The organism is Reyranella humidisoli, from assembly GCF_019039055.1.
Taxonomy (GTDB): Bacteria; Pseudomonadota; Alphaproteobacteria; order Reyranellales; family Reyranellaceae; genus Reyranella; species Reyranella humidisoli.
This window is the reverse complement of the sequence record NZ_JAHOPB010000001.1, coordinates 1,847,871-1,874,516: the sequence shown is the minus strand read 5'-3', so window position 1 is coordinate 1,874,516 and position 26,646 is coordinate 1,847,871. Positions and strand designations below refer to the sequence as shown.

Genomic DNA, 26,646 nt, shown 5'->3' with positions numbered 1-26,646 from the left:
AATCCGAAGCTAACTCGGCTGTCGCAATAGCCGAATGTCCACTCCCTGTCCCGCCCGATCCGCATGACCACTTTTCCCGACAAGTTCCGACTGGATGGCCGTACCGCGCTCGTCACCGGCTCGGCCCGCGGCCTGGGCTGGGAAATGGCCAAGGGACTGGCCGAGGCCGGCGCCCGCGTGCTGCTGCACGGCCGCTCGCACGCGCGCCTGGCGCCGCGGCTGGCCGAACTGCGGGCGGCCGGGCGGGCAACCGACGGCGTTGTGTTCGAGATGGCCGACCGCACGGCCATGCAACTGGCACTCGCCGGCGCCGGCCCCATCGACATCCTGATCCACAACGTCGGCGAGCGGGACCGCCGTCCCTTCTCCCAGATCGACACCAACGATTTCGCCCGGCTGGTCGACACCGACCTGTCGGCCGGACAGGCGCTGATCCGGCTGGTCGTACCGGGCATGGTCGACCGGGGCTGGGGCAGGCTGATCCTCGTGACGTCGATCGCCGCCACACTCGCGGCGCCCGGCGCCTCGTCCTACATCGCGGCCAAGGCGGGACTTGCCGGCCTGGCCCGCGCCCTCGCGGCCGAGCTCGGCGACAAGGGCATCACCTCGAACACGATCTCCCCGGGCTTCTTCGCCACCGAGACCAACGAGGCGCTGATCGCCTCGACCGCCGGGGAACGCATGCGCCTGCGTTGTCCGGCCAGGCGCTGGGCCGATCCCTCCGAGATCGCGGGCGCCGCGATCTTCCTCGCCTCCCCTGCCGCGAGCTACGTCAACGGACACACGCTCACCGTCGACGGCGGCGTCACAGCAACCTACATGGTCTGATGAAGATTCGCGATCTCCTTGCCGGCGCACTGACGCTCGGCCTCGCACTGCCGGCATTCGCGGCCGGCACCGATGCGCCGGCGATCGACGGACGCCATCTCGGTCTCACCTGGCTGATCCCGTTCGTCGGAATCCTGCTGTCGATCGCCATCCTGCCGCTGGCGGCGCCGAGCTTCTGGCATCACCATTTCGGCAAGGTGTCCGCAGTCTGGGCGGCCCTGATCGTCATTCCCTTCGCCATGATCCATGGCGTGCCCAGCGCCGTCTACGAGATCATCCACCTGCTGCTGCTCGACTACATTCCCTTCATCGTGCTGCTGCTGGCGCTGTTCACCGTGACCGGCGGCATCCACATCAAGGGCAACCTGCACGGCTCGCCGTCGATGAACACGGCCCTGCTGGCGATCGGGACCGTGCTCGCGGGCTGGATGGGCACGACCGGCGCCTCGATGCTGCTGATCCGTCCGATGATCCGCGCCAACGACGACCGGCGGCACAAGATCCACGTCTTCGTGTTCTTCATCTTCCTGGTGTCGAACATCGGCGGCGCGCTGACGCCGCTCGGCGATCCGCCGCTGTTCCTCGGCTTCCTGAAAGGCGTCAGCTTTTTCTGGACGACGACTCATCTGTTCAGCGAGATGCTGGTCTGCGCCATCGTGCTTCTGGCGCTGTTTTACGCGATCGACAGCTACTGGTACCGCAAGGAAGGCCGACCCCGACGCGACCCCACCCCGGAAACGCCGGTGCGGATCGAGGGTGGCATCAACATTATCCTGCTTGCGATGATCGTGGGCGCCGTGCTGACAAGCGGGACCTGGAATCCCGACATCCATTTCACGGTCTTTCACGTCACGCTCGAATTGCAGAACGTCCTGCGCGACCTGGCCCTGGTGGCGATCTGCTTCCTGTCGCTGCGCCTGACCTCGCGGAAGTCCCGCAGCGACAACGGTTTCAGCTGGGGCCCCATGCTGGAAGTCGCCAAGCTGTTCGCCGGCATCTTCATCACCATCGCGCCGGCGATCGCCATCCTCAAGGCCGGCAAAGACGGGGCGCTGGCGCCGCTGGTGGCGCTGGTGACGAACCCCGACGGGCAACCCAACGACATCTGGTACTTCTGGCTGACGGGCATCCTCTCCAGCTTCCTCGACAATGCGCCAACCTATCTCGTCTTCTTCAACCTGGCGGGCGGCGATGCCGGGGTGCTGATGGGCGCCCTCGCCAGCACGCTGGCGGCGATTTCCTGCGGGGCGGTGTTCATGGGCGCCAACAGCTATATCGGCAATGCGCCCAACTTCATGGTCAAGGCGGTCGTCGAGGAAGCCGGCATCCGCATGCCGAGCTTCTTCGGCTACATGGCCTGGTCCAGTGCCATCCTCCTGCCGCTCTTCGTGGTGCTGACCTTTGTCTTCTTCCGCTGAACTGCTGAAGCACCTCTCGGCCCCGGAGATCGCCGAGCGTCTCGCCACGGAACCGGCCCGCATGGCGCAGCTGGCGAAGCTGCTGCTCTCCGGCGGCGAGATGCAGCGTGCCGTCGATCTCGCGAACAGGGCCCGTGAACTCGCACCCGACGATCCCGAAGTCGAACGGATCGTGAAGCTCGTCCTCAGTCGAAGCGTGCCGGAATGGCACCGCGCGATCCTGGCCGACGAGGTCCGGAACGCTGCCTACGATGCGGCGCTGCGACGAGCCGTGCGCGCCGGCTCGCGGGTCCTCGACATCGGCGCAGGCTCGGGCCTCCTCGCGATGATGGCCGCACGCGCCGGCGCCACCACGGTCGTAAGCTGCGAGATGAACAGGGCCATGGCCGGCGTGGCGGCCGAAATCGTCGAGCACAACGGCTACGCCGATCGCATCAGCATCGTCGGCAAGCATTCCCGTCAGCTCGCGGTCGGCGCCGACCTGGCCGAGCCCGCCGACATCCTTGTCTCGGAGATCGTCACCAACGACCTGCTGGGCGAAGACGTCCTGGGATGCATGGAAGACGCCGTCGGCCGACTGACGCGGCCGGATGCCACGATCATTCCCTCGCATGGCGCCGTCCGCATCGCCCTGGCGTACTACGGCAAACTCGCCAAGCGGCAACTCGCGTCGGTCCAGGGGTTCGATCTGTCACCGATGAATGTCTTCGACGGGCGGATCGATCTCGCGGCCGGCAACGAGACGCTCGAACTCAGGAGCGAGCCCGCCGATCTCTTCGCCTTCGACTTCGGGTCCGGCGGACCCTTCGACAACCATCGGGCGTCTGTCGCGCTGACCAGCTCGGGCGGTGCCGTGAACGGCATCGTCCAGTGGATCTGGCTTCGCATGGATGCCGACGGGGTCTACGAGAACAGACCCTCTCCGGGGGCTTCCTCATGCTGGGGCGTGATGTTCCAGCCCCTGCCCGCCCCCCTCGAGATGCGGCCGGGCGAAACGCTGACCGTGCAGGGAGCCCGCGACAGGACCGCACTGTGGATGTGGGTCGCGTAGGGCCGCGCGAATTCCACAGAAATTCATCCGTGATCTCAAGGGGATAGCGGACAAGAAGAGGCGCTGCTTTTGCTCTAGACTGCGTTCCTCCTCCTTCCCCTTCCCGGCGTCCTTCGAGTCGGGGAGCCAAGTCTCCGGCGAAAAGCTGTAGAACGCCCCGTGGCCCACGCCGTAAGCGCCTCCTTCCAACGTTCAAGCCGCATGTCGCCCGTCGCGCTCGCGCTGGCGATCCTGCTGCATGTGCTCGTGGTCGCGGTGTTGTGGTGGCTGTCGCAACAGAAGCCTCCGACGCCGCCGGTCGAGGAGGCGATCAACGTCACCTTCGAGGAGCCGAAGCCGCCCGAACCGCCGCCGCCGCCTCCGCAACCCCAGCCGCCCGCGGCACAGCCGCAGCAGGTCCCGCTTCCGCAGACCCTGCCGCCCAACTTCCCGGTCATCCGCCCGCCGGCGCCCGTCACGGCGGACAAGCCGACCCAGGTGCCGCCCACCGACCAGGTGTCGAAGGAAGCGTTGGCGCCACCGCCGCCGCCGGAGAGCAAGGAAGAGACGATGCTCCGGCCGGAGCCGGAAGTCGCGGCGCCCCCGCCGACACCTACGCAGCCGACGCCGCCGGTCGAGGCGCGGGTCCAGCCGCCGCCTGTGCCGACCCCGGCGCCCCAGCCGGCGCCGGCCGACAAGCCCCCGCCGGAGCCCCCGACCGAGCAGGGGCTGAAGAAGGCCCCGACGCCGCCACCGCCGCCCGCGCCGCAGCCCCAGCCGCCGAAGCAGGCCGAACCCGAGCCGACGCCCAAGCCGATGCCGCAGCAGCAGGCGCTCGCAACGCCGCCGCGACCGCCGCCGCCGGCACCGAAGCCCGAGCTGAAGCCGTCGCCGCTGTCGACCGCGCCGGCGAAGCGGCCGCCGTCCGGATCCACGGCCGAGCCGCCCTCGCAGCACACCTTCGTCAATCCCGCGGACGCCTATGCGCGCGCCCGCGTCGCGGACAATTACCTGGCCCAGGTCCTGCGCAAGATCGTGGGCTTCCGCTACCAGTCGAACACCCAGAAGCGTCAGGGCGTGACCGTCGTGCGGATCGTCATCGCCCGCGACGGGCGCCTGCTCGACGCGACCGTCATCAGTTCGAGCGGCGAACCGGAGTTCGACAACGGCGTGCTGGCCGGCGTGCGCGCCGGCGCGCCCTACACGCCGCTGCCGGACAACATCAAGGGCGCCAGCGCCCCCTTCGACCTGCCGCTGGTTTCGATCCGGCGTTAGCCAGGGACGGGCTCACCGCTCGTATCCCATCAGCTCGAACGTCTCGCGGCACGATTCGTAGATCGCCTTCTTCTGCCGGTCGTTCAGGATTTCCGCCGCAGGCCGGCGGTCGGCGCGCTGCACCGTCTTCGCCCGCGGCAGCGGGCCGTCGAACCGCAGCCCGGACTTCGCCAGCACGGCCTGGAACGACCCGGGCAGGTCCTCCTGCCGGATGATCTCGTCGAGGGCGATCTTGCCGTCGATCGTGTAGAGATCGCGATTGTCGATCTCTTCGTTTGCGATCAGGTCCTCTAGGACCGGCTGGAAGTCGCCGGCGGGCCGCCCCATGAACCACATCTTGAAGTAGGCCTGCGAGACCGCCTTCTCGTAGGGGTGCCGTTCGATCGTCCACTTGTGGGCCTTCCGCCAGAACGCCTCGCCGAGCATCCGGCGCGCCAGGCTTGCCGGCATGTGGTTGTAGTATTCGTTGTCCGCGTGCCGCCCCTTCATCATCTCCCGGTAGTCCGCCTCGTCGCCGCGATCGAGGATGCCCTCGGGGGCGTTCGCCGGTCCGGGCCCGATGCGGAAATTCTGCGGCCCCCTCCAGCCGTGCGCCTGGCGGATCTTCTCGTCGTCGGGATGGATCGGCGTGATGATGTCGGCCGCGCCGCAGAGGCTGCTGAGCACCAGTTCGATGGCCGTGCCGGCGGTCTTCCGGGTCTTGATGAAGATGAACTGGTGTTCGAATGATGCGATCATGCCAGGCATGCTCCTCTGCTCGTCTTCCGCCTGCCGCGCGAGGTCCGGGCTGATCCGGACCTGGGCTTTCCTGCTGGCGAAGCTCAGCCTGTTCCTGGTCGCGACGCAAGCCATGGCGCAAGCGAGCGTGGAAAACCTGCAGAACACCTCGAACGATCCGCTGACGCCCAAGATGGCGTTCGAGTTCCACAACTACGCCCAGCCCGTGCTCACGGATCGGCCGGCGAGCGGGGCCGACCAGGGATACTTCCGCTTCGTCCTGCCGCACGCCTCGTTCGGCGTCGACCAGATGATGCGCGCGTCGATGCCCGTGGTGGCCAGCTCGTGGGATCCGGAGAGGGCGGTGAACGGCGTGGGCGACTTCACGATCTTCAACCTGGCCGTCCACTATTTCGGCACCGTGAAGACGGGCATCGGCCCGCTGCTGGTCGTGCCGACGGCGAGTTCTCCCGCTCTCGGCACCGGGAAATGGCAGGCCGGCGTGGAGGCGGTCGTGAGCGCGCCCCATTCGTGGGGCCTGACGACGATCCTCGCCTCGTGGCAGCAGACCCTCGACGGCAGCCTGCAGACCGTGACGGCACAGCCGCTGCTGTTCTTCAACCTTCCCGACCGGTTCTATCTGCGCTCGACGGGGATCGCGTCGTTCGCCCTCGGCAAGAACGCCGTGGTGCCGGTCGGGCTGGGACTGGGACGCGTGTTCGAGCTTCCCAATGGCGCCAGCCTCAACACCTTCGTCGAGCCGCAATATTCGGTGATCCAGAATGGCCCGGGCGTGGCGGCTTTCCAGGTCTTCGCCGGTGTCGTCATCCAGCTTCCCGTCCGGTTTCGCTGACGGCCAGGCCGCGTCAGCGTCGCCCGCGATACAAGGCGCATCGAGCCTTCACCGACGCCTTTCGGGAAGCAGCATGAACAGGCCCGCGCCGCCCGCCATGATCGCCAGGACGAACCAGGTCAGCGCGTAGATCAGGTGATGATTGGTGAACGCGACGACCGTCAGTCCGCCCCGGGGACCGCCCGGCGCGTCGGACGATGCGTCGGCATCGACGAAGTACGGCGCGACATCGGCCAGCCCGCGGGCCGCCGCGATGGCCGTGACGTCGCGCGAGTACCAGCGTCCCGCCGCGGGATCGTTGCGGCGCAGGAATCCGCCGCCGGGTTCGGTGATGCGCAGCAGCCCCGTCACCTGGGTTTCTTGCGCGGGATTGCCGGCCGCGGACCCGCCGGGATCGCGGCGGTCGCCGGCGACGAAGCCGCGATTGACGAGAACCGTCGTGCCTTGCAGCGTGACCATCGGCGTCAGCACCCAGTAGCCGGCGCCGAGTTCGGTCACGGCCTGCACGAGAGTCTCGCTGTCGTGCAGATACCGGCCCGAGAGGCGGACCCGATGATAGGCGTACCCGGCCGCATCGACGGACGGCCACGCCTCGGGCCCGGGCACCGGCGCTGGCTCGGCGTGGATGCGCCGCTCGACCCGGTCGATCAGTTCCAGCTTCCAGGCACGACGCTCGAGCTGCCACACGCCCAGCGCCGCGAAGCCCGCCATTCCCCCGAGCGCCAGCACGACGAGGATGCCCCGGCCGAACCACGAGCGAAGCGGACCGGCCCTCAAGGCAACGGGCTCGAGTCACGGATGGGGATCATCGGCGGCGGCGCTTGTGACCGACCGGACGCGTCCGGAGGATTTCTCCCGGGTTCGCTCTGCCTCTCACACCACCGGGAAGTTCTTGAACTGCCACGGGTCGGATTTGTCGAGGTCCTCGGGGAAGAGTTCGCCGCGGCCCTGCAGCGGGGTCCAGTCGCTGTACTTGCCGACGACTGGGCCGAGATAGGGCATGCAGATCTCGAGGTTGCGCTGGAAGTCCATCTCGTCGGCCTCGACGATGCCCGAGAGCACCGGCGCCACGACCTGCAATGTCTTCATCTTTCTGCTGCATGACGAAGCGCGATTTGCAACTGCTTGTCGTCGTCTGACTCGGTCAGGGTGATCTTACTGGCCGCCATGACCATTGCGATCCTCTTGGCATGCTTGGCAAACCAGGCGCGACGATACAGCGGCGTCATGTTGAGCACGGTGGCCGTACTCAGGGCGAAGGAGAAGATGCCCGAGATCGCAATGAACACCGCCAGCAACTTCCACCCTTCCGAAGCGATATCAGAAAGAATGCCGATGGTCGTGTAACAACTTCCCGCAAACAGGAGAGCCCTTGTTGGCGAGCCAACCACATCGAACAGCTGCAACAGGATTGCCCAGATCACAATCGCTCCCAACTGCACCAGTGCGAGAAGCACCACGGAAACGAAGAAATTTGCGAACACCCTATTGTATTTGTGATTGACCAGGTTCCGACGACTGGCCAGCTCGAAGCGCAGCGATATGCGGCGAATAGAGAATGCATTCAGTCCCAGAATGGCAATCAGGCCGACGAGGCCGAGGCTCGTCGTCCGTAGTATCTCGACCAACGATTCCTCAGGCAACATTACGAGCGTCTCCTCGCAAACACTTGAAGTTGAAAAGCCAGCTGAACGAGAGGCTTTGCCACGCTTTGGGTTGCTCAATAAATCCCGGCCGAACGCCAGCGCCATTCGAAAGGCGGCTCTCTCCTTGTATACTTCGCCAGGATGATGCTCACACCCTTCATCCGGGCCCGTCTGGACGACGATCCAGACAGCTTCTCATTCTCGAACCAAGAACAGCGAGAATTCTCTTCGCGATCCTCTGGCGTTAACCGGCTTTGGGTGTCCGGAGCTTGTAGCCACTGTCGATCACCGAACCCGGAAGGGGTTGGCTCTCCTCGTTCGGGATCATCACTTCGACATAGCAGGCGCCCGGATGCGACTCGATCTTCTCAAGCACCGCATCCAAATCGGCCACGGTTTCGACCTTCGCGATCAACCAGCCCTTGCATCCGAAGGCCTGGGGCAACAGGTGGTAGTTCACCGGCGCGAGATCGTCATAGGCATGGCCTCGCTCGCTGATTACGTCCTCGACGCCGTAGATGCCATTGTTGAGCACGAAAATGACCGGCTTGATTCCATAGCGCCCCATGACGCCGATTTCGTTCAGCGTCAGTTGGTGCGAGCCATCGCCGGTCACGAGCCAGGTGCGCCCTGACTGCTTGCCCATCGCCACGCCAAGGCAGGCCGGCGTTCCCCAGCCAATCGAACCCCATAGGCCCTGCCCCTCGGCGGTCACGCCTTCCGGGAGCAGCATCTTGTTGAGATGCGTCATACAGGTTCCGGTTTCGACGACGACCGTGTCCCCTTTACGGAGACGCCGCTGCAGGCGCGGATAGAAGGACGTGGAGGAGAGCTTGTCACTTGCAGCTCCCGCCAGCGGGAACTTTTCCACGTTCAGGGCGCCACTCTCTTTTCGCGTCGGCACTTTCTTGACGAGCACAGCCAGAACGTCATCGATCGCCGCATTCAGGAAGACCTTGCTTCCGGCTTTGACCCAGTTGTCCTGGATGGAGATCACCCGATCCGCGTTCGGCATGTCCGTCCACAGCCCGGTATTCAACTCCGTGAGAACCATGCCGCCGATATCGAGCAGCAGGTCCGCGTCGCGCACGAAATCGCAAACCTCCTGCGAGCTCGACCATCCGCCCGCGTAGAGGCCGCTATACTGCTGCATCGCCTCGTCGATGGTTCCCTTGTCGTTCGGCATGATGACGACCGGAAGGTTCGATTTGCGAATGAACTCCATGGCTTGATCCCGCAGGCCGTAACGTGCCACGAGGGCCGTGACGACCGCGACGGGCTTACGTGCCGCCGCGAGACGCGACAGGATGGTTTCGACGGCAGCGTCGAGCTCGACGTCAACACTGCGCTGGCGCTTGATCTCGGCGAGAGGCTTCCCCTTTACGGGCTGGCCGACAACCGGCATGCCGCCGTGCACTTCCGAAATCACGATGTAAGCAGGCATGCTCTGGCGCAAAGCTTCGCGGATCACCCGTTCCATCTCGTCGATGCAGTTGTCGGGATCCAGCACCGCACTCACGCAGCATGCCGCACCGGAGATGGCCTGGAATCGATCGTAGACGGTATCGCCAAGGTTGTGGTGGGTCACCAAGCCGAGCCGCTGGATGCGTTCACTCGGCATCCCGACAAGGTGAAATACGGGAACTCGGTGCGCTTTACACCCCATTACACCATTGATGGCCGACAGCTCCCCGACCCCGTAGGTCGTCGACAGCATGGCCGCCCCCCGCACTCGGGCATAGCCGTCGGCAGCGTAGGACGCATTCAGCTCGTTTGCACAAGCTACCCAGCTGAGGCCCGGCACTTGTTCCGCAGCATCGTCAATCGCGAACGCATAGTCGCCTGGAACGCCAAAAATGCGATCTATGCCGAGCTGTGCGAGGCGCGCGAGCGCATACTGAGCAACGGTTGGCTGCGTCATTTCAAACTCCCAAGTGCGATTGACGGGCTTCGATCAGCATGTCTCAACACAGAATCAACTATGCTGATACGTACGCAAACTCGCGGGTTCGAGGCTTTGGCAGGCCCCGAGAATATTGGCGATCTTGTATCTCTACGACGTAAAAAGAGAAAGCCGCCAATACCCCGATACGGTCGCATTCTGCGCGGGCGCGAGCCGGTATGACTCGCATCTCCAACCCAAGCGAACTCTGCGCACCGTCGTGCTGGCCCAACCAGCTAGCGCCGAGCCTCACGAAGTCCACCATGTAACAGCAGCAACGAAGCATACGGCGGCGAGAAGGCTTCGGGCCAGCTTGCGCATCCCAAACTCAGGCAAACCCTACGCGTCGTTCGTTCCCATGTGGAAACGACCAATAAAGCAATGACTGATCAAACCACCCGGAAGTTTTTGAACTGCCAGGGATCGGATTTGTCGAGGTCCTCGGGGAAGAGTTCGCCGCGGCCCTGCAGCGGGGTCCAGTCGCTGTACTTGCCGACGACCGGGCCGAGATAGGGCATGCAGATCTCGAGGTTGCGCTGGAAGTCCATCTCGTCGGCCTCGACGATGCCCTCGTTGGGGTTCTCCAGCGCCCAGATGATGCCCGAGAGCACCGGCGCCACGACCTGGATCGAGGTCGCGTTGTTGTAGGGCACGAGCTTGCGCGCTTCGTCGATGTCGATCTGCGAGCCGTACCAGTAGGCGCCCTTCTTGTGGCCCATCAGCAGCACGCCGAGCTCGTCGCGGCCCGACGTCACCTCGTCGACGATCAGGCGCTGGCGCTTCTGCTGCTTCAGGTTCTTTCCCGCCAGTTCATGCATCGACATGATCGCCTGGTCGCACGGGTGATAGGCGTAGTGCACGGTCGGGCGATAGACCGCTTTCTTGCCGTCGTGCACGGTCAGGTAGTCGGCGATCGAGATCGATTCGTTGTGCGTGATGATGTAGCCGTGGAACGGCCCCTCGATGGGAGTCCAGGTGCGCACCTGGGTGAGCAGGCCCGGACGGTTCAGGTAGATCGCCGCATCGCAGCCGAACGTGTGGCGCTTGCCGTCGGGCGGCAGCGTCTTCTCATGCGTGCCCCAGCCCATCTCGGCGGGCTGGCCGCCCTCGGAGACGAAGCCGTCGATCGACCAGGTGTTGACGAACTCGCCCACTTCCTTCGGCTTGGGCGAGACCTGCGTGTCGCGCTCGGCGATGTGGATCACCTTCACGCCCAGGCGCTGGGCGAGCTTGCCCCAGCCCTCGCGCGTGGTCGGCACAGCCGTCTTCACGCCGGTGTCGCGTGCCAGGTTTACCAGCGCCTGCTTGGCGAAGTGCGAGACCAGTCCCGGGTTGGCGCCGTGCGCGACCACGGCCGTCGTCCCGCCCTTGTGGCGCGACTTCAGCTTCAGCATCGTGTCCCGCAGCGCATAGTTCGAGCGCCGCGAGACCGAGAGGTTGGGGTCGGAGTAGCCACCCGGCCACGGCTCGATGCAGGTGTCGAGGTAGAGGACGCCCTTCTTCTGGCAGAGCTCGATCAGCGCCGTCGAGGCGACCTCGACCGAGAGGTTGACCAGGAAGTCGCCCTGGCCCAGCCGGTTGTCCAGGGTCGAGCGCAGGTTCGATTCGGTGAGGCGCTTCTCGACGAACTCGATACCGAAGCGCTCGGCCTCCTTCTCGCCGCCGCGCATGTCGTCGGTGATGATGGTGATCTGTTCGGGCTTGATGTTGATGTGGCGCAGGATCAGCGGCAGCACGCCCTGGCCGATCGAGCCGAAGCCCACCATGACCATGCGGCCGTGGAAATCGAGGTACTTTTTAGCGGAGGCCTTGCGAGCAGTCTTTTTCGCCATTTCAGCGTCCCCGTTCCTTTCGCGAGCCGTCAGTAAAAACAGCAACGGGGCCTTTCTCAAGGCCCCGTCGTTCCGTACGCCCGAATTGTGTCAGTTCAGATGCAGACCGCCCTGAGCGGCGCGAAGCCGTTGAACGCGACCGAGGAGTAGGTCGTCGTGTAGGCGCCGGTCGAGAGGATCTCGACCTTGTCGCCCGGCTTGAGGGACAGAGGCATTTTGTACTCCGTCTTCTCATAGAGGATGTCGGCAGAGTCGCAGGTCGGACCCGCGAGCACCACGGGACCCATGCGCGTGCCCTCGCCCGACGTGCGCAGCCGGTACTTGATGCTCTCGTCCATCGTCTCGGCCAGGCCGGAGAACTTGCCGATGTCGAGGTAGACCCAACGCTTGCGGTCGCCCGCCGCCTTGCGCGAGACCAGCACGACCTCGCTCTGGATCACGCCGGCGTCGCCCACCATGGAGCGACCCGGCTCGATGATGACCTCGGGCATGCGGTTGCCGAAGTGGCGCACCAGCGCGCGGGTCACCGCCTCGCAATAGGCGTCGATGCCGCTCACTTCCGCCCGGTAACGTGCGGGGAAGCCGCCGCCCAGGTTGACCATGCGCAGGTCCACGCCCTCTTCGGCGAGCGCGAAGAACATCTGCGAGACCTGGGCCAGCGCCTTGTCCCACTGGTCGAGGTCGGTCTGCTGGCTGCCGACATGGAAGGAGATGCCGTAGGCATCGAGGCCCCAGTCCTTGGCCTTGCGCAGCAGGTCCTTGGCCATCTCCGGCGCGCAGCCGAACTTCTTGCTGAGCGGCCACTCGGCGCCGCCGCAATCGACCAGCACGCGGCAGAATACGCGGGCGCCCGGCGCCACGCGGGCGAGCTTCTGCAGCTCCGCCTCGCTGTCGAAGGCGAACAGGCGCACGCCCTGCTGGTAGGCCCAGGCGATGTCCTTTTCCTTCTTGATCGTGTTGCCGAAGGAGACGCGGTCCATCGAGACGCCGGTCGCCTGGATCATCTCGATCTCGCCGCGGCTCGCCGTGTCGAACTTGGAGCCGGCCGTGGCCAGGCGAGCCAGCACCTGTGCGGCCGGGTTCGCCTTCACGGCATAGAAGATGTGCGCCGTCGGCAGCAGCTCGCGCATGCGCCGGAAGTTGCCTTCGACCACGTCGAGGTCGATCACCAGGCACGGCGTCTCGGGCTGCTGCTCGCGGAGGTAACGGAAAATACGCTCGGTCATCGCTGGGGGGTTCCCCGTAGGATAGTCAGTCTGTCGGAAAGGGATCGAACTACGACGTACGGCGCCAGACGTGGCGCGATACGTCAGCCGATACTCGACTGAGCTAAAATCCGTTTATGCGGCTGAGCGAGGAAGGAGGCCCGAGCGAGGGTCGGGCAAATGACATAATAGCGGGGAACGCGCCCCGCGCGGTAAGCAACCATTTCAGAAGCTCCTTCCCGGACCCGGCTCGAAACCGGCACTGCCAAAAAGAACACTTTCCGTCGTTGCGTAACCACAGAGGGCCAGCGGCACGTGCGTTGGGCGTCTTGTACGGGTGCTATCTACAACTAATCGACATGGTTACAAGAAGAATCTGCCCCGCCTCGGAAACTTCCACGTCTCTTGTGGTGGAAAAATCACAGGACGGCGTCAGACGCGCGGCGTCGACGCCCCATGGATCTTGATCGAGGCGGCGAGCACGGTGAACGGCACGAGCGTCGCGGCCGAGGCGACGAGGGCCGTGCGGACATCGAAGAAGTTGGCGACCTTCCCCCACAGCAGCGATCCCAGCACCAGCGCGCCGAAGAAGACCATCTGATGGACCGCCATGCCGCGCGCGCGCATGTAGTTGGGCAGGATCATCTGCACCGACGCGCTGTTGTTGGCGATGACGGTGATCCAGCAGCCCCCCGTGATGGTGACGGCGATGCCCACCACGACGGGCGTCATGACCAGTGCCGCCATCATCGTGGCGGCGGCCGAGATGCCCATGGCCCAGATGGTCGCGCGTTCGGGCCCGAGCAGGCGATTGACCATGGGCATGGTGAACGCGGCGGCCACGGCGCCGATGCCGAACACGCCGTAGAGGATGCCGAACTCGAATTCGTCGAGGCCCAGTTCGAAGCGGCCGATCACCGGGAGCAAGGTGCCCATCGCCATGCCCGGAACGAAGAAGCAGACACCGCGGGCGAAGATCGCCCGCATTTCGGCCGAGCCGCGCACGAAGGCGATGCCGGCCCGGGCCGCTTCACCCAGGGATTCCCGGCGCTGGGCGGCGCGCGCCTCGGCCGGCCGCTTCCAGGCCCGCATCGCGAGAATGACGCCCACATACGTGAAGGCATTGATGGCGAAGAGGAGGAAGACTCCGACCAGGCTGAGCAGCAACTGGCCGATCACAGGGCCGATCGTACGCGCGAGGTTGAAGCCCGCGCTGTTCAAGGCAATGGCGGGCCGCAGCAGCGGACCGGAGACGATTTCCGGCACCACGGCATGCCAGGCCGGGGCGTTCATCGCATTGCCCAGCCCCATGCAGAACGACAGCGCCAGCAGGTTCCAGTGGTTGAGCAGGCCGAAATAGGCCAGGACGGCCATCGTTGCGGCCACGGCCATCATCCAGATCTGGCAGCAGATGATGTAGCGCCGGCGGTCGAAGCGGTCGGCCAGGATGCCGGCGAAGAAGCAGAACAGGAACATCGGCAGCGTGCCGGCCGCCGCCAGGAGGGCCACGAAGATCGGCTCCTGCGTCAGGCTGGTCATCTCCCAGGCGGCGCCCGTGGTCTGCATCCAGCCGCCGACATTGGACATCAGATTGGCGATCCACATCGCCAGGAACGACCGGTTGGCGAGCGGCGCGAAAGCAGATGGCGGCCTTTGGGGCGGCTGCGAAGGCGCCGGTGCCGTCACCCCGCCAGTACCTTCTCGTAGATGCGATGAGTCTTGTAGTGCACCCCGCCGACCGAGCGGATGATGTTGTTGGTCGCCTTGTTGTCTTCGAGAATCCAGCCCAGCTCGGCCGAGGTCTTGCCCAGCCGCTTGCCGTTCTGCCGCAGGTGATCGATCGCGATCATCGCCAGCCCTGCGCCCAGCAGCGGATGATTGCGGAACTTCTTCTTCACGCCCATCAGCGGCACGCGCGTGCTGCCCACGCCGGCGATCTTGAGCCGCCACAGGAGCTTGGCGAGCTTCACCGGTCCCAGCTTGCCGTCGAACTCCTTGATCGCCTCGTAGAGGTTGGTGAGCGCCACGATGAAGGCCACGCTCTCGTCGTCGACATCCACGAACACGGCGAGCTCGGGCACGATCACCGGACCAAACGCCTTGGAGGCATGATCGATCTCGGCCTGGGTGAAGGGCACGAAGCCCCAGTTGTCGCTCCAGGCGTCGTTGAAGATCCCGACGAGCGTGCGCACCTCGGCATCGAACATCTTCATGTTGGCCGTGCGCACCTTGACCCGGCCCTCGAGGCCGCCGCGCGCCAGCAGCTTGGCGCCGATCGTCTCCGGCGCGTTCTGGACGTCGTAGTCGTAGGAGAAGACGTCCTTGGCCTTCGCATAGCCGCAAGCCTCGACCCTCGGTCCGGCATAGGGCGGATCGTAAGGCACCATCAGGACGGGTCGACTGTCGAAGCCATGGACCAGCAGGCCGACCTCTTCGTTGACCGAGAGGCTGAACGGGCCGGTCGCCCGCATCATGCCCTTGTCGCGCAACCAAGCTTCGGCCGCCGCGAACAGCGCAGTGAAGATCGCGGGATCGTCCTCCGCGGCGAGGCAGCCGAAATTTCCGGTGCTGTCGTTGTAACGCTCGAGATGGGCGCGATCGATCTGCGCGGAGATGCGGCCCACCACCTTGCCGGCGCGCCGCGCCAGGAAGAAGCGCACCTCGACATGCTCGAACAGCGGGTTCTTGCCCGGCGTGAAGGCTTCCATGCGCTCGAGGTCGAGCGGCGCGACGTAGCCCTTGTGGCCGGCATAGAGGCGCCTGGGCAGCGCGATGAAGGCCTTCAGGTCGGCCTTCGAGTCGACCGGACTGACGATGACGTCGAACGAAGCCATGGGCGTCTCACGCTGCCAGGGCGGCCGGCAGGCCGCTGTTGAACACGAGCCTGCCGTCGGGCTCGCAGCCCGTCACATCGACCTTGAGGGCGCGGATGTCGACGGTGATGCGCCAACCCGCAGCCTCGCGCTCGATGCCGATCAGGTGATAGCGCGCACGGCCGTACTTGCTGCCGGGCGCCGCCGACGCGGAAGTGACGCCGACCACCGGCACCGCGCCCTGCGGCCCCGCGATACGAGCGACCTCGCTGCGATGGTTGTGTCCGTGCAGCACGATCTCGCAGCCGACGCGACGGATCATCGCCTGGAAAGCGGCGGCATCGGTCAGGCGCTTGAAGCGCGATTCGGTGGTGAGCGGCGGATGATGGATCATCACGACGCGACAAAGCCCCTCGCGTCCGAGTTCGCCCAGCAGCTTCTCCGCGGCGGCGATCTGCGCCTCGCCCAGCGTACCGGTCGCCAGCAGCGGCGGCTTCGGCAGGCCGCTGTTCAGCCCCACCAGCGCGACCGGGCCGCGCCGGCGCAGGGTCGGGAAGACCCCGAAGTCGGTGGCCGGCGGCTGGCCGTCGCCCGCCATGTAGGCGCCCCAGCGGCCCAGCCCCTCGCGCCACAGGGTGGCGACATAGACGTCATGGTTGCCGGGAATGACCGTGACCTGCTCGGGCGCGCCGAGCCCTTCGAGCCACGTCGAGGCGCGGGCGAATTCGTCAGGCAGCGAGATGTTCACGAGGTCGCCGGTCAGCGCGATGTGATCGGGCTTCTGCGCCTTGATGTCGACCACGATGCCGGCCAGCGCCTCGGGGCGATGGAGCTGAACGCGATTGCGCCACCAGTTGTAATAGCCGGTGGCGCGCTTGCCGAGGAGATCGAGGACGCGCGCCTGCGGCATCGGCAGATGCGGGTCGGACAGATGCGCGAGGGTGAACATGGCGGGTGCGCCCTAGTGGGCGCCGCCAACCACGCGGAGCGTGCGGTCTTCGAGGACACCGAACTGGCGGGCGATGCCGGTCATCACCTCGACCATGTGATCGAGCTGTTCCTTCGTGTGGACCGCGCAGACCGAGCAGCGCAGCAGCGAGACGCCGTTGGGCGTCGCGGGCGGCACGGCGACGTTCACATAGATGCCGGCATCGAGCATGGCGCGCCAGAAGCCGATGGCGATCATGCGGTCGGGCAGGTGCACTCCGACCACCGGCCCATGCTGGGGACCGAGCTTGAAGCCCTTCGCGGCGAGGCCTTCATAGAGCGTGGCGACATTGGACCAGAGCTGCGTGCGCAGCTCGGGCTTGGCCTTCACCACCTTCAGCGCCTGGCGCACCGAGGCCACGATCGACGGCGGCAACGACGCCGTGAACATGTAGGAGCGCACCGTGACGCGCAGGATGTCGAAGTCCGGCTCGTCCGAGACGCAGTAGCCGCCGATGGCGCCCAGGGTCTTGGAGAAGGTGCCGACGATGAAATGGCAGTCGTCGATCACGCCGGTCGATTCGCAGAGGCCGCGGCCATTGTCGCCCAGCGCGCCCAGCGAATGGGCCTCGTCGACGATCACGTAGGCCTTGTACTTCTTGCAGACGTCGATGAACTCGCGCAGCGGCGCGCTGTCGCCCAGCATCGAATAGATGCCTTCCAGCACGACCACGCGGTTGCCCGGACGGTCGCCCAGCCGGCGCAGGCGCGCCTCGAGGCTCGACGGGTCGTTGTGCTTGAAACGCACGACCTCGGCCTGGGTCATCTTGCAGGCGTCGTAGATCGAGGCATGGCTGTCGGCGTCGATCAGGAGCTGGTCGCCCTCGCCCGCGAGGGTCGAAATCAAGCCGAGATTGGCCTGGTAGCCGGTCGTGAAGACCATGCAGTGCTTCTTGCCGTAGAACTCGGCGATCTCCTGCTCAAGTGCCACGTGCTCGGTGTAGCTGCCGTTGGCGATGCGCGACCCGGTCGTGCCCGTGCCTTCGGCACGGATCGCCTCGATGGCGGCTTCCATGCAGCTCGGGTCGAAGGTCAGGCCGAAATAGTTGTTGGTGCCGACCAGCAACGTCTTGCGGCCGTTGATGATCGCTTCGGTCGGCGACAGGACCCGCTCCATGCGGATCTGGAAGGGATCGTATCCTGTCGTCCGAACGTCGCGATAGGCCTCGAGGAGGCCCTCAAAGCGATCGAACAGACCCATGGCTAACGCCGGGCGCAGAGCTTCTGGATCGTGTCCGCGAGCTGGTCGACGGTATGGATCTCGGCCACGACGTTCATGGGAATCGAGATGTCGAAATGGTCCTCGAGCTCCATCACCATGTCCATGATGGCGAGCGAGTCGATGGTCAGGTCCTTGGCGATCACCGTGTCGCCCGTGATCGGGCGCTCGCCGGTCTGGAACGGCGCGAGGTGACGGCAGATTTCGCGAATGACCTCACCCCGCGACTGGCCGCTGATGCGGGCGCGTTCGAGAGTGTCGGTCATGCCGTCGGTTTCGACGATCATTTGATGGGCAGTGCGCAAAACGCTCTCCAGGGCCCGGGGGTGGGCGGCCACGTTGTGCCAGAAACACCGATTCCTAGTGAAATGACAAATTGTTACGCCGTGTTTCACACGTCCTATAGCCAGTGCTTCGCGCGATACCACAAGATCGTGTCACGGAAGCCGAACGTCAGGTCATAACGAGGCTGGAGGCCGATCGCTGCAGCCAGTCCCCGGTCGTGGACCGACCAGTCCGGGTGGAAGATCTCGTTCACCTTCCCCCGGGTCAGAATCTGGGTCCCGGCCCCCAGGGTCTGCCGCAATTCGTTCCAGCCCGCGACACAGGCCATGACGCCCCGCGGGACAGAAATCCGCCACGGCCGGCGGCCCAGCGCTTCGCCGGCCGCCGCTGCCATGTCAGCGTAGGTGTAGGCCCGGCCATCGTCGACCTCGTAGGTGCTGCCGGGAGGTGGCCGCTCCACGGTCAGGGCCAGCGCCTCGGCAAGGTCGGCGACATGGATCAGCGACAGGCGGGCGGACGGCAGCCGAGGCTGCGGCGCAAAACCCGACTTCACCGCTCGGAAATAAGCGAGGGTCTCCCGGTCGCCCGGCCCATAGACCGCTGGGGCCCGGACGATGGCCCAGGGCCCGCTGCGGGTGGCAACGACTGCCTCCCCCGCGCGCTTGCTGGCGCCGTAGGCAGAAAGCTGTGGCTCACGCGCAGCCAGGGAGGAGAGAAGGACCATATGAGCGTCGGGCGCGAGCGCCGACAGCAGCGCGGCACTGTCGCGGTTCACCGGCAGAAAATCTGCCTCGCGTCTGGCCTTGATCAATCCGGCGGCATGAACCACCGCGTCCGCCCCCTCAACGAGCTGACGGAGCGCCGACTCGGAGGAGAGGTCGCCCAGAATGAGGTCGGCGTCGACGCCGGCCAGCGACGGCAGCGGGGTCCAGCGGCGGACCAGGATCCGCAGCCGCCAGCCACGACGCGCGAGGGCGGTGACCAGGTGAGGTCCGACGAAGCCGGTGGCCCCGGTGACGGCGACCAGCTTGCTCATCGCAGGAGGTCAGGCCGCCGCAGGCTTCGGCGCATACAGGCCGGCGAGGTAGTTGGCCTTGGTCCGGGCGCGCGACAGCTTGCCGGACGAGGTGGTCGGCAGGCCCAGGGTCGGTGGCACCAATGCCACGTCGCAGTCGACCGCGATCGCCTCGCGCACCGCGCCCGCCACGTCGCGCGCCAGGTCGCTCCGCGCCTCGTCGCCGGAAACGCGCGCCAGCACGGCCACCACCACGCGCTCGCCCCCGCCGGTATCGATCGAGAAGGCCGCCGCGTCGCCGTTTTTCACCACGCGCCGGGCCTCGATCGCCCATTCGATGTCCTGCGGCCAGACGTTGCGGCCGTTGACGATGATCAGGTCCTTGGCGCGGCCGGTGACGACGATCTCGCCGTCCAGCATGTAGCCGAGGTCGCCGGTATCCAGCCAACCGTCGGACAGAACCTCGCGGCTGGCTTCGGGTTCGCCGAAATAGCCGGGCATGATGCTGGGCCCCGACACGAAGATTCGGCCCACCGCGCGGTCGGGCAGCACCCCGCCCTCGGGATCGCGCACTTCAATCCTGTGGCCCGGCAGGACGCGGCCGCAGATCACGAACCGGCGCGCCTTGTGATCGTCGGCCGGATCGGCCGCCGGCACCGCGCGCTGCGCCTCGGCCAGCGCCGTGCGCTCGACGGTGTCGGTGCGCACGCCCGTATCGTGCGGACAGAAGGTGATGGCGAGACAGACCTCGGCCATTCCGTAGCTCGGGATGAACGCCTTGCGATTGAAGCCGAACGGCTCGAACGTCGCGGCGAAGCGCTCCAGCACGTCGGCCCGCACCATGTCGCCGCCGATGCCGGCGTGTCGCCAGCTGCGGAGGTCGAGGTCGGGCGGCACCTGGGCGGCACCCCGCCGGACCGCGAGATCGTAGCCGAAGCTCGGGCTGTAGGAGATCGTGCCGCGGTTGCGCGAGATCAGGTTCAGCCACTGCATCGGCCGGCGCGCGAAGTCGCGCGGCGTCAGATAGTCGATGGAGATCTGGGTCGAGAGCGGCGCCATCAGGAAGCCGATCAGGCCCATGTCGTGATAGAGCGGCAGCCAGCTCACCGCGCGGTCGCCTTCGACGACGCCGAGGCCGGCCGGCCCGACCATGCCGGCGAGATTGGCCATCAGCGCCCGCTGGGTAATCTGAACGCCGTGCGGTTGGCGGGTGCTGCCGGAGGAGAACTGGATGTAGCAGAGATCGTCGGCGCCGAGCGGCCGCAGGTCGACCGGCTTTTCCGGCAGCGCGTGGAGAACGTCCATCCCGCCATGGAGGCGCACCGCCGGGAACTCGTCGGCGGCATCCGCGAGATAGCCAGCCAGATCGTCGAGGCCGACCGCGGCGACAGCCCCGGACGCGGCGAACTGACGGCGAAGCTGGTCGAGATAGGCGTCCTTGCCGCCGATTCCGACCGGAATGGAGACGGGCACGGGCAGCAGACCGGCATACTGCGCGCCGAAGAAGGCCTCGAAGAAGCCCGGCCAGGTATCGGCCGTGATCAGGATGCGCTCGCCCCGCGCGAACCCCGCGCCGATGAGCTTGCGCGCGGCGACGTGCGCCCGGTCGCGGATTTCGCGCCACGCCAAGGCCGAAAGCTGCTCGCCCTTGGCATTATAAAAGGTCACCCCGGTCTCGCCCTTCGCCGCGTAGTCGAGCATCGCGGGCACGGAGGCGAAGCCGGCGCGGTGCAGAGCGAGCGTGGAATTGCGGGTGGGCAGCAATTTCATCGGAAGGCGGGTGTCGTAGCAGAGGGGTAAAAACCCCTCAAGGTGTGTGCTTCCGGGCCGTCCGCCCCAAGTTGACACACCCGGACCCCGGTAAGATAGTGCCCGGCCCTCGCTAAAAGCCGGCATTTCCATTCCGGAAACGTCGCAACGGCGGGGGTTTTTGGTTTTTGGAGGAGGCTCGCTGTGATTACGGCTGTTATGCCGACGTACGGTCGCAAGGACGTCGTGTTCGAACGCGGAGAGGGCAACTATCTCTACGCGGTGGACGGCCGACGTTACTTGGACTTTACCTCCGGTATCGCCGTGAACGCGCTGGGCCATTGCCATCCGCATCTGGTCAAGGCGCTCACCGAGCAGGGCTCGAAGCTCTGGCACACGTCGAACCTGTTCCGGGTCGGCAATGGCGAGAAGCTGGCCAAGCGGCTGGTCGAGAATTCGTTCGCCGACACGATGTTCTTCTGCAATTCCGGCGCGGAAGCCATCGAGGGCGGCATCAAGCTGATCCGCAAGTATCAGTTCATGAACGGCCAGCCCCAGCGGTACAAGATTATCGCCTTCCAGGCGGCGTTCCACGGCCGCCTGCTGAACGCCCTCGCCGCGACCGGCAACGAGAAGTATCTTGAAGGCTTCGGCCCGCCGGCCCCCGGCTACCGCCACGCGCCGCTCAACAACACCAACGTCGTGCGCGACATGGTGGACGACGAGACCGCCGGCATCCTGGTGGAGCCGATCCAGGGCGAAGGCGGTATCCGCGCCACCACCACGCAGTTCCTAAAGGACCTGCGCGCGATCTGCGACGAGTTCGGCCTGCTGCTGTTCTACGACGAGATCCACACGGGCTTCGGCCGGACCGGCAAGATGTGGGGCTACGACTGGTCGGGCGTGAAGCCCGACGTCGCGGCGATCGCCAAGGGCATGGGCGGCGGCTTCCCGATCGGTGCCTTCATGGCGACCGAGAAGGCGGCGGTCGGCATGGTCCCCGGCACGCACGGCTCGACCTATGGCGGCAATCCGCTGGCCACCGGCGTGGCCAATGCGGTGCTCGACGTCCTGCTCGAGAAGGGCTTCATCGACGGCGTGCGCGAGCGCGGCGAATACCTGAAGGGCAAGCTCGAGGAACTCTGCCGGAAGCACCCCACGGTGTTCGTCGAGCAGCGTGGCATGGGCTTCCTGCAGGGCCTTCAGTGCGCCCCGTCGGTCCCCGTGGGCGACATGGTGAACAAGCTGCAGTCGCTGGGCCTTCTGGTCCCGCCGGCCGGCGAGAACGTGGTCCGGGTCTTCCCGGCCCTGATTGCCGACAAGGCGACGCTCGACGAGGGTATTGCCATCCTCGGCCAGGCCGCGGAGTCGTTCGAGGCTGCGTCCAGGGCCGCCGAGTAGGCCGCCCATGACAACGCCCAGGCACTTCCTCGACCTCGACCAGGTCGATCCCAAGACGCTTCGCCAGATCCTGGATCACGGCAAGGCGATGAAGCAGGCACGGTCGAACGGGGGTCACGACAAGCCGCTCACCGGCAAGACGCTGGCCATGATCTTCGAGAAGCCCTCGACACGCACCCGCGTGTCGTTCGAGGTCGGCATGCGCGAACTCGGCGGCCAGACGATCATGCTGGGCCGCACAGACACGCAGCTCGGCCGCGGCGAGACCATTGCCGACACCGCGCGCGTGCTCAGCCGCTATGTCGACATCATCATGATGCGCACCACCGTCGAGGAAAAACTCCTCGAAATGGCGAAGTACGCGACCGTGCCGGTGATCAACGGGCTCACCGACAAGACGCATCCCTGCCAGCTCATGGCCGACGTCATGACCTACGAGGAACATCGCGGCCCGATCCGGGGCAAGTCGGTGGTCTGGTCGGGCGACGGCAACAATATGGCGACGTCGTGGATCCATGCGGCGGTGCAGTTCGACTTCGAGCTGCGCATCGCCTGCCCGACCGAACTGACGCCGCCGGCCGACGTGGTCCAGTGGGCGGAGAAGTCGAAGGGCCGCATCTCGATCGGCCACGACCCCGAGTCGATGGTGAAGGGCGCCGACTGCGTCGTCACCGACACCTGGGTGTCGATGGGCGACGAGGATCCCGACAGCCCGAGTGCCGCGCGACGTCACAACCTGCTGCGCTCCTATCAGGTCGACAAGCACCTGATGAGCCAGGCCAAGAAAGACGCGATCTTCATGCACTGCCTCCCCGCGCATCGCGGCGAGGAAGTGACCGCCGAGGTGATCGACGGTCCGCAGTCGGTCGTGTTCGACGAGGCCGAGAACCGGCTGCACGCGCAGAAGAGCATCCTGGCCTGGTGCCTTTCGTGAGTTCCACGTCGGGAGGACTTCCTTCCGATGACTGGGACCGCGTCCTTCCTTTCCAGCTGGACGCGCTCGGCGTGCGCGGCCGGCTGGTGCGGCTGGGACCCGCCCTCGACGAGGTAATCGAGCGTCATGGCTACCCGCTGGCCGTGGCGCGACCGCTGGCCGAATCGATGGTGCTGTGCGCCATGCTCGCCACATCGCTGAAGTACGACGGCATCTTCACCCTGCAGATCAGCGGCGACGGGCCGATCAAGCTGCTCGTCACCGACCTTACCAGCGACGGTGCGCTACGGGGCTACGCGCAGTTCGATTCCTGGAAGCTCGCCATCGCGCTCGGCAGCGGCAACGAGGACGCACCGGACGGCTACGTGCCGAAGCTCTTCGGCCAGGGCCGCCTCACCTTCACCGTCGACCAGGGCCAGTACACCGAACGCTACCAGGGCGTCGTGCCGCTCGAAGGCGCGACGCTGGCCGACTGTGCCCACACCTATTTCCGCCAGTCCGAGCAGCTCCCGACCGGCATCAAGATCACCTCCCGTCGCAGCGATGGCGCCGACGGCCGCCACTGGCATGCCTCGGCGTTGATGGTGCAGCAGATGCCGGAGTTCGACGCCGGCCGCCTCGACGTCGACGCCGAGCAGCGCGAGGACGACTGGCGCAAGGCCGTGATCCTGATGGCCTCGGCCACCGAGAAGGAAATGCTCGATCCGGCGCTGCCCGGCACGACGCTCCTGCATCGCCTGTTCCACCAGGAACAACCGCGCGTCTTCGAGCGCCGGAGCTTCGCCGCGCGCTGCCGCTGCAGCCGCGAGCGCATCGACCGCGTGCTCCGCTCGATCCGCCGCGAGGAGCTGGACGACCTGCGCGACAAGACCGGCCGCGTCGCGGTGAAGTGCGAGTTCTGCTCGACCGAGTATGCCTACGACGACGCCGATCTCGACAAGGTCTACGATCCCGCCACCTAGAACTTCCGGTGACGCAGAAGCCTTTTCCTCCCCGTTCAAATGGGGAGGTGGCGGCGTCTTATGCCGACGGAGGGGTCATGGACTTCGCGACGCTCATGACCCCATCGCCCCGTATGACGGGGCACTTCCCCCTCTGAAGGGGGAAGAGCTTGATCACGCTCTCTCAGCCCGCGAGCGGCTTGTCGTAGAAAACGGACCACTTCACGTCGGCATAGTCGAGCACCGGCCCGCAACGCGCGAAGCCCGCATTCTCGTAGACCTTCCAGGCGGCGTGATGACGATCGCCGGTCTCCAGCACCAGCCGCTTCAACCCTTCCGATCGCGCCGTCGCCTCGATGCGCGCCACGATCTGCTCGCCGATCTTGCGCCCGCGATGGCTCGGCCGCGTGTACATGCGCTTCACCTCGCCGACCCCGCCGGCATGCCGCTTCAGCGCCCCGCAGGCGACGGCCGTGCCGCCATCGCGGGCGATGAAGACGGTGGTGTCGGCCCCACCCATCTGCTCGACGGTCAGGTGATGGCAATGCTCGGGCGGCGTCAGTTCGAGCAGCACGGCATTCAGCTCCGCGATCAGCGCGCGGACGTCGTCCTGCAAAGGCGTTTCGACGGCGATGGTCAGCGACATCGAACTCGAAGCTCCCGACGTACAGGTCAGCCGTGCGGCACCAGCACCTGGCGCACGGTGGCGACGTCCTGCAGGCGGTCGAAGCCTACGTTCAGCTCGTCGAAGCCGACGCGCTGGCTGACCATGCGGTCGACCGGCAGCTTGCCCTGCTGGTAGAGCGCGATGAAGCGCGGGATGTCGCGTACCGGCACGCAGCTTCCCATGTAGGAGCCCTTGATGGTCTTCTCCTCGCTGACCAGACCGCTTTGCTTGAACGCGAAGTCGGCGCTGATCGGCGACAGGCCGGCCGTGATCGTCGTGCCGCCCCAGCGCGTCGAGAGGTAGGCCGTCTCCATCGCCTTGATGGTGCCGGCGAAATCGAAGGCATAGTCGACGCCACCATTGGTAAGATCGCGCACCTGCGTGATGTGGTCGGCATCCTTGGCGTTGACCGTATGAGTAGCGCCGAGCTGACGGGCGAGACCGAGCTTCTCGTCGGAAAGGTCGATGGCGATGATGTTGCCGGCACCGGCCAGCACCGCGCCCATCAGTCCGGACAGTCCGACGCCACCCAGGCCCACGACCGCAACGCTGCTGCCGGGTTGGATCTGCGCGGTATTCACCACAGCACCGACGCCCGTGACCACAGCGCAGCCGAACAAAGCCGCGACATCAAGCGGCAAACTGCGGTCGATCACCACAATCGAGCCGCGGTCGACAACGGCATATTCGGCGTAGCAGGAGACGCCCGAGTGATGGTTCACCGGCTTGCCGTCCATGTGCAGGCGGTGATGGCCGGAGAGGAGCTGGCCCGCGGCACGCGGGCTTATCGAGCGCTCGCAGATGTAGGGACGGCCTTCGAGGCAGCGCCGGCAGCGGCCGCAGCTCACGTTGAAGGTGAAGCAGACATGGTCGCCGACCTTCACGTCGTGCACGCCTGCGCCCACCTCGACGATCTCGCCGGAGCCTTCGTGGCCCAGCACGATCGGCACCGGGCGCGGCCGGTCGCCGTTGATCAGCGACAGGTCGGAGTGGCAGAGGCCACCGCCGCCCACCTTGACCAGGACTTCGCCCTCGCCCGGCGGATCGAGATCGACCTCGACCACGTGGATGGGCTTGGACTTCGCGAAGGGGCGGGGCGCACCGCAGGTGGTGAGAACGCCGGCTTTCATCTTCATCAGGCTATTCCTCCGTCGACCCGGACCAGCGATCCGGTGGTGAAGCTCGACCGGCCCGACGCAAGGTACAGCGCGGCGGTCACGATTTCTTCCGGCTGGCCGCTGCGCTTCAGCGCCGCCGTCGGATTGGCCTTGTGCTCTTCCGGCCACGCCTTGGAGACATCGGTGAGGAAGCGGCCGGGCGAGATGGTGTTCACCCGCACCTTGGGCGCGTATTCGAAGGCGAAAGCCTCGGTGAGCGCATTGAGCGCCGACTTGGCGCCGGCATAGGGGGCGATCTGCGGCCGCGGGCGGAGCGCGCCGGCGCTGGAGACGTTGATGATCGAACCGCCCTCGCCCGCCGCCATGCGGCTGCCGACCAGCGACATCAGCCGGAACGGCGCCTTGAAATTCAGCGCCACGATACGGTCGAAGAGCTGTTCGGACGTTTCGAGCGACGAGGGTGCGAGCGGCGAGGAGCCGGCATTGTTCACCAGGATGTCGACCTTGCCGAAGGCGGCGTAGGCGGCGTCGACCAGACCGTCGAGCTCCTGCCAGTTGGCGACGTTGCAGGCATGGGTCGCGGCCTTGCGGCCCATCGCGCGGATCTCGGCGGCGACCTTGTCGCAGGTCTCGAGCTTGCGGCTGGTGATGAAGAGATCGGCGCCATGTGCGGCGAAGGCCTTCGCCATCTGGTAACCCAGCCCCCGGCTGCCGCCGGTGATCAGGGCCACCTTGCCGGTGAGATCGAAATAGCTGGTCATGAACACCCCC

General features: G+C 66.2%; 24 protein-coding genes and 1 pseudogene. 8 read left to right on the top strand and 17 right to left on the bottom strand.

The features are described 5' to 3' along the window. Window positions 1–63 precede the first annotated feature (63 nt). The 4 genes from KQ910_RS09215 to KQ910_RS09200 all read left to right on the top strand — a co-directional run bounded on the left by KQ910_RS09215 (window position 64) and on the right by KQ910_RS09200 (window position 4,551). The gene (locus KQ910_RS09215) at window positions 64–828 is read left to right on the top strand and encodes an SDR family oxidoreductase (protein ID WP_216958607.1); all 765 of its coding nucleotides are present in this window, start codon (window positions 64–66) and stop codon (window positions 826–828) included. Continuing rightward, a complete protein-coding gene (locus tag KQ910_RS09210) occupies window positions 828–2,246 on the top strand; it encodes a sodium:proton antiporter (protein ID WP_216958605.1) in 1,419 nt (472 codons plus the stop codon). The genes KQ910_RS09215 and KQ910_RS09210 overlap by 1 nt, the downstream gene beginning before the upstream one ends. Further along, window positions 2,230–3,297: a 50S ribosomal protein L11 methyltransferase gene (locus KQ910_RS09205; protein ID WP_216958603.1), complete on the top strand. Its 1,068-nt coding sequence runs from the start codon at window positions 2,230–2,232 to the stop codon at window positions 3,295–3,297. Before KQ910_RS09210 ends, KQ910_RS09205 begins: the two co-directional genes overlap by 17 nt. A 201-nt stretch (window positions 3,298–3,498) precedes the next feature. After that, a complete protein-coding gene (locus KQ910_RS09200; protein ID WP_216958602.1) occupies window positions 3,499–4,551 on the top strand; it encodes a TonB family protein in 1,053 nt (350 codons plus the stop codon). A gap of 12 nt (window positions 4,552–4,563) precedes the next feature. On the opposite strand, the gene KQ910_RS09195 is transcribed toward KQ910_RS09200, so the two are convergent. Further along, on the bottom strand, window positions 4,564–5,289 hold the full coding sequence (locus KQ910_RS09195; protein ID WP_216958600.1) for a hypothetical protein: 726 nt from the start codon (window positions 5,287–5,289) through the stop codon (window positions 4,564–4,566). Here KQ910_RS09195 and KQ910_RS09190 point away from each other — a divergent pair. Then, window positions 5,288–6,121 (top strand): hypothetical protein, encoded by an 834-nt coding sequence (locus tag KQ910_RS09190; RefSeq protein WP_216958598.1) that lies wholly within the window; start codon window positions 5,288–5,290, stop codon window positions 6,119–6,121. The genes KQ910_RS09195 and KQ910_RS09190 overlap by 2 nt on opposite strands. 48 nt (window positions 6,122–6,169) lie before the next feature. On the opposite strand, the gene KQ910_RS09185 is transcribed toward KQ910_RS09190, so the two are convergent. From KQ910_RS09185 to KQ910_RS09125, 13 genes and pseudogenes are all read right to left on the bottom strand, one after another. Continuing rightward, a complete protein-coding gene (locus KQ910_RS09185) occupies window positions 6,170–6,898 on the bottom strand; it encodes an SURF1 family protein (RefSeq protein ID WP_439653319.1) in 729 nt (242 codons plus the stop codon). Between the two features lie 96 nt (window positions 6,899–6,994). Next, window positions 6,995–7,177, bottom strand: a pseudogene (locus tag KQ910_RS09180) (homospermidine synthase); the annotation flags it as partial. 29 nt (window positions 7,178–7,206) lie between these two features. Next, the gene (locus tag KQ910_RS09175; protein ID WP_216958596.1) at window positions 7,207–7,872 is read right to left on the bottom strand and encodes a hypothetical protein; all 666 of its coding nucleotides are present in this window, start codon (window positions 7,870–7,872) and stop codon (window positions 7,207–7,209) included. 139 nt (window positions 7,873–8,011) lie between these two features. After that, a complete protein-coding gene (locus tag KQ910_RS09170) occupies window positions 8,012–9,688 on the bottom strand; it encodes an alpha-keto acid decarboxylase family protein (RefSeq protein ID WP_216958594.1) in 1,677 nt (558 codons plus the stop codon). A 410-nt stretch (window positions 9,689–10,098) separates the two neighbouring features. Continuing rightward, window positions 10,099–11,541, bottom strand: coding sequence for a homospermidine synthase (locus KQ910_RS09165; protein WP_216958591.1), 1,443 nt, complete (start codon window positions 11,539–11,541; stop codon window positions 10,099–10,101). Between the two features lie 95 nt (window positions 11,542–11,636). Next, window positions 11,637–12,767: a type III PLP-dependent enzyme gene (locus KQ910_RS09160; RefSeq protein ID WP_216958578.1), complete on the bottom strand. Its 1,131-nt coding sequence runs from the start codon at window positions 12,765–12,767 to the stop codon at window positions 11,637–11,639. Between the two features lie 411 nt (window positions 12,768–13,178). Beyond that, window positions 13,179–14,432: an MFS transporter gene (locus KQ910_RS09155; RefSeq protein ID WP_216958575.1), complete on the bottom strand. Its 1,254-nt coding sequence runs from the start codon at window positions 14,430–14,432 to the stop codon at window positions 13,179–13,181. Further along, window positions 14,429–15,580: a dATP pyrophosphohydrolase gene (locus KQ910_RS09150; protein ID WP_216958572.1), complete on the bottom strand. Its 1,152-nt coding sequence runs from the start codon at window positions 15,578–15,580 to the stop codon at window positions 14,429–14,431. Before KQ910_RS09150 ends, KQ910_RS09155 begins: the two co-directional genes overlap by 4 nt. A gap of 7 nt (window positions 15,581–15,587) precedes the next feature. Further along, window positions 15,588–16,508, bottom strand: coding sequence for a metallophosphoesterase family protein (locus tag KQ910_RS09145; RefSeq protein ID WP_216958569.1), 921 nt, complete (start codon window positions 16,506–16,508; stop codon window positions 15,588–15,590). A gap of 12 nt (window positions 16,509–16,520) precedes the next feature. Then, window positions 16,521–17,747 (bottom strand): serine palmitoyltransferase, encoded by a 1,227-nt coding sequence (gene spt / locus KQ910_RS09140; RefSeq protein WP_216958564.1) that lies wholly within the window; start codon window positions 17,745–17,747, stop codon window positions 16,521–16,523. Window positions 17,748–17,749: 2 nt separating this feature from the next. Beyond that, window positions 17,750–18,031: an acyl carrier protein gene (locus KQ910_RS09135; protein WP_082751878.1), complete on the bottom strand. Its 282-nt coding sequence runs from the start codon at window positions 18,029–18,031 to the stop codon at window positions 17,750–17,752. 134 nt (window positions 18,032–18,165) lie between these two features. Next, window positions 18,166–19,086 (bottom strand): NAD-dependent epimerase/dehydratase family protein, encoded by a 921-nt coding sequence (locus tag KQ910_RS09130; protein ID WP_216958561.1) that lies wholly within the window; start codon window positions 19,084–19,086, stop codon window positions 18,166–18,168. A gap of 9 nt (window positions 19,087–19,095) precedes the next feature. Continuing rightward, on the bottom strand, window positions 19,096–20,835 hold the full coding sequence (locus tag KQ910_RS09125; protein WP_216958559.1) for a fatty acyl-AMP ligase: 1,740 nt from the start codon (window positions 20,833–20,835) through the stop codon (window positions 19,096–19,098). A 183-nt stretch (window positions 20,836–21,018) separates the two neighbouring features. Between KQ910_RS09125 and KQ910_RS09120 the strand changes: the two genes are divergently transcribed. The 3 genes from KQ910_RS09120 to hslO are packed head-to-tail and all read left to right on the top strand — an operon-like array spanning window position 21,019 to window position 24,111. Next, window positions 21,019–22,215, top strand: a complete 1,197-nt coding sequence (locus tag KQ910_RS09120) for an aspartate aminotransferase family protein (RefSeq protein ID WP_369408309.1) — start codon at window positions 21,019–21,021, stop codon at window positions 22,213–22,215. Between the two features lie 7 nt (window positions 22,216–22,222). Beyond that, entirely contained in the window at window positions 22,223–23,149 is a 927-nt protein-coding gene (gene argF, locus KQ910_RS09115) for an ornithine carbamoyltransferase (protein WP_216958555.1), read from the top strand. Continuing rightward, window positions 23,146–24,111, top strand: coding sequence for an Hsp33 family molecular chaperone HslO (gene hslO, locus KQ910_RS09110; protein WP_216958553.1), 966 nt, complete (start codon window positions 23,146–23,148; stop codon window positions 24,109–24,111). The genes argF and hslO overlap by 4 nt, the downstream gene beginning before the upstream one ends. Window positions 24,112–24,274: 163 nt before the next feature. Here the strand turns inward: hslO and KQ910_RS09105 are convergent, their stop codons facing one another. The 3 genes from KQ910_RS09105 to KQ910_RS09095 are packed head-to-tail and all read right to left on the bottom strand — an operon-like array spanning window position 24,275 to window position 26,636. Then, entirely contained in the window at window positions 24,275–24,736 is a 462-nt protein-coding gene (locus tag KQ910_RS09105; RefSeq protein ID WP_216958550.1) for a GNAT family N-acetyltransferase, read from the bottom strand. Window positions 24,737–24,762: 26 nt separating this feature from the next. Further along, window positions 24,763–25,893: a zinc-binding dehydrogenase gene (locus tag KQ910_RS09100; RefSeq protein ID WP_216958547.1), complete on the bottom strand. Its 1,131-nt coding sequence runs from the start codon at window positions 25,891–25,893 to the stop codon at window positions 24,763–24,765. Next, entirely contained in the window at window positions 25,893–26,636 is a 744-nt protein-coding gene (locus KQ910_RS09095; RefSeq protein WP_216958544.1) for an SDR family NAD(P)-dependent oxidoreductase, read from the bottom strand. The genes KQ910_RS09100 and KQ910_RS09095 overlap by 1 nt, the downstream gene beginning before the upstream one ends. Window positions 26,637–26,646 lie beyond the last annotated feature (10 nt).

Coding starts and splice junctions, on each gene's coding strand:
- KQ910_RS09165 (WP_216958591.1), bottom strand. CDS start 11,541: ATGGCGAAAAAGACTGCTCGCAAGGCCTCCGCTAAAAAGTACCTCGAT.
- KQ910_RS09095 (WP_216958544.1), bottom strand. CDS start 26,636: ATGACCAGCTATTTCGATCTCACCGGCAAGGTGGCCCTGATCACCGGC.
- KQ910_RS09175 (WP_216958596.1), bottom strand. CDS start 7,872: ATGGCGCTGGCGTTCGGCCGGGATTTATTGAGCAACCCAAAGCGTGGC.
- argF (WP_216958555.1), top strand. CDS start 22,223: ATGACAACGCCCAGGCACTTCCTCGACCTCGACCAGGTCGATCCCAAG.
- KQ910_RS09150 (WP_216958572.1), bottom strand. CDS start 15,580: ATGGCTTCGTTCGACGTCATCGTCAGTCCGGTCGACTCGAAGGCCGAC.
- KQ910_RS09145 (WP_216958569.1), bottom strand. CDS start 16,508: ATGTTCACCCTCGCGCATCTGTCCGACCCGCATCTGCCGATGCCGCAG.
- KQ910_RS09130 (WP_216958561.1), bottom strand. CDS start 19,086: ATGAGCAAGCTGGTCGCCGTCACCGGGGCCACCGGCTTCGTCGGACCT.
- spt (WP_216958564.1), bottom strand. CDS start 17,747: ATGGGTCTGTTCGATCGCTTTGAGGGCCTCCTCGAGGCCTATCGCGAC.
- KQ910_RS09105 (WP_216958550.1), bottom strand. CDS start 24,736: ATGTCGCTGACCATCGCCGTCGAAACGCCTTTGCAGGACGACGTCCGC.
- KQ910_RS09215 (WP_216958607.1), top strand. CDS start 64: ATGACCACTTTTCCCGACAAGTTCCGACTGGATGGCCGTACCGCGCTC.
- KQ910_RS09210 (WP_216958605.1), top strand. CDS start 828: ATGAAGATTCGCGATCTCCTTGCCGGCGCACTGACGCTCGGCCTCGCA.
- KQ910_RS09170 (WP_216958594.1), bottom strand. CDS start 9,688: ATGACGCAGCCAACCGTTGCTCAGTATGCGCTCGCGCGCCTCGCACAG.
- KQ910_RS09160 (WP_216958578.1), bottom strand. CDS start 12,767: ATGACCGAGCGTATTTTCCGTTACCTCCGCGAGCAGCAGCCCGAGACG.
- KQ910_RS09135 (WP_082751878.1), bottom strand. CDS start 18,031: ATGACCGACACTCTCGAACGCGCCCGCATCAGCGGCCAGTCGCGGGGT.
- KQ910_RS09195 (WP_216958600.1), bottom strand. CDS start 5,289: ATGATCGCATCATTCGAACACCAGTTCATCTTCATCAAGACCCGGAAG.
- KQ910_RS09125 (WP_216958559.1), bottom strand. CDS start 20,835: ATGAAATTGCTGCCCACCCGCAATTCCACGCTCGCTCTGCACCGCGCC.
- KQ910_RS09100 (WP_216958547.1), bottom strand. CDS start 25,893: ATGAAGATGAAAGCCGGCGTTCTCACCACCTGCGGTGCGCCCCGCCCC.
- KQ910_RS09190 (WP_216958598.1), top strand. CDS start 5,288: ATGCCAGGCATGCTCCTCTGCTCGTCTTCCGCCTGCCGCGCGAGGTCC.
- KQ910_RS09200 (WP_216958602.1), top strand. CDS start 3,499: ATGTCGCCCGTCGCGCTCGCGCTGGCGATCCTGCTGCATGTGCTCGTG.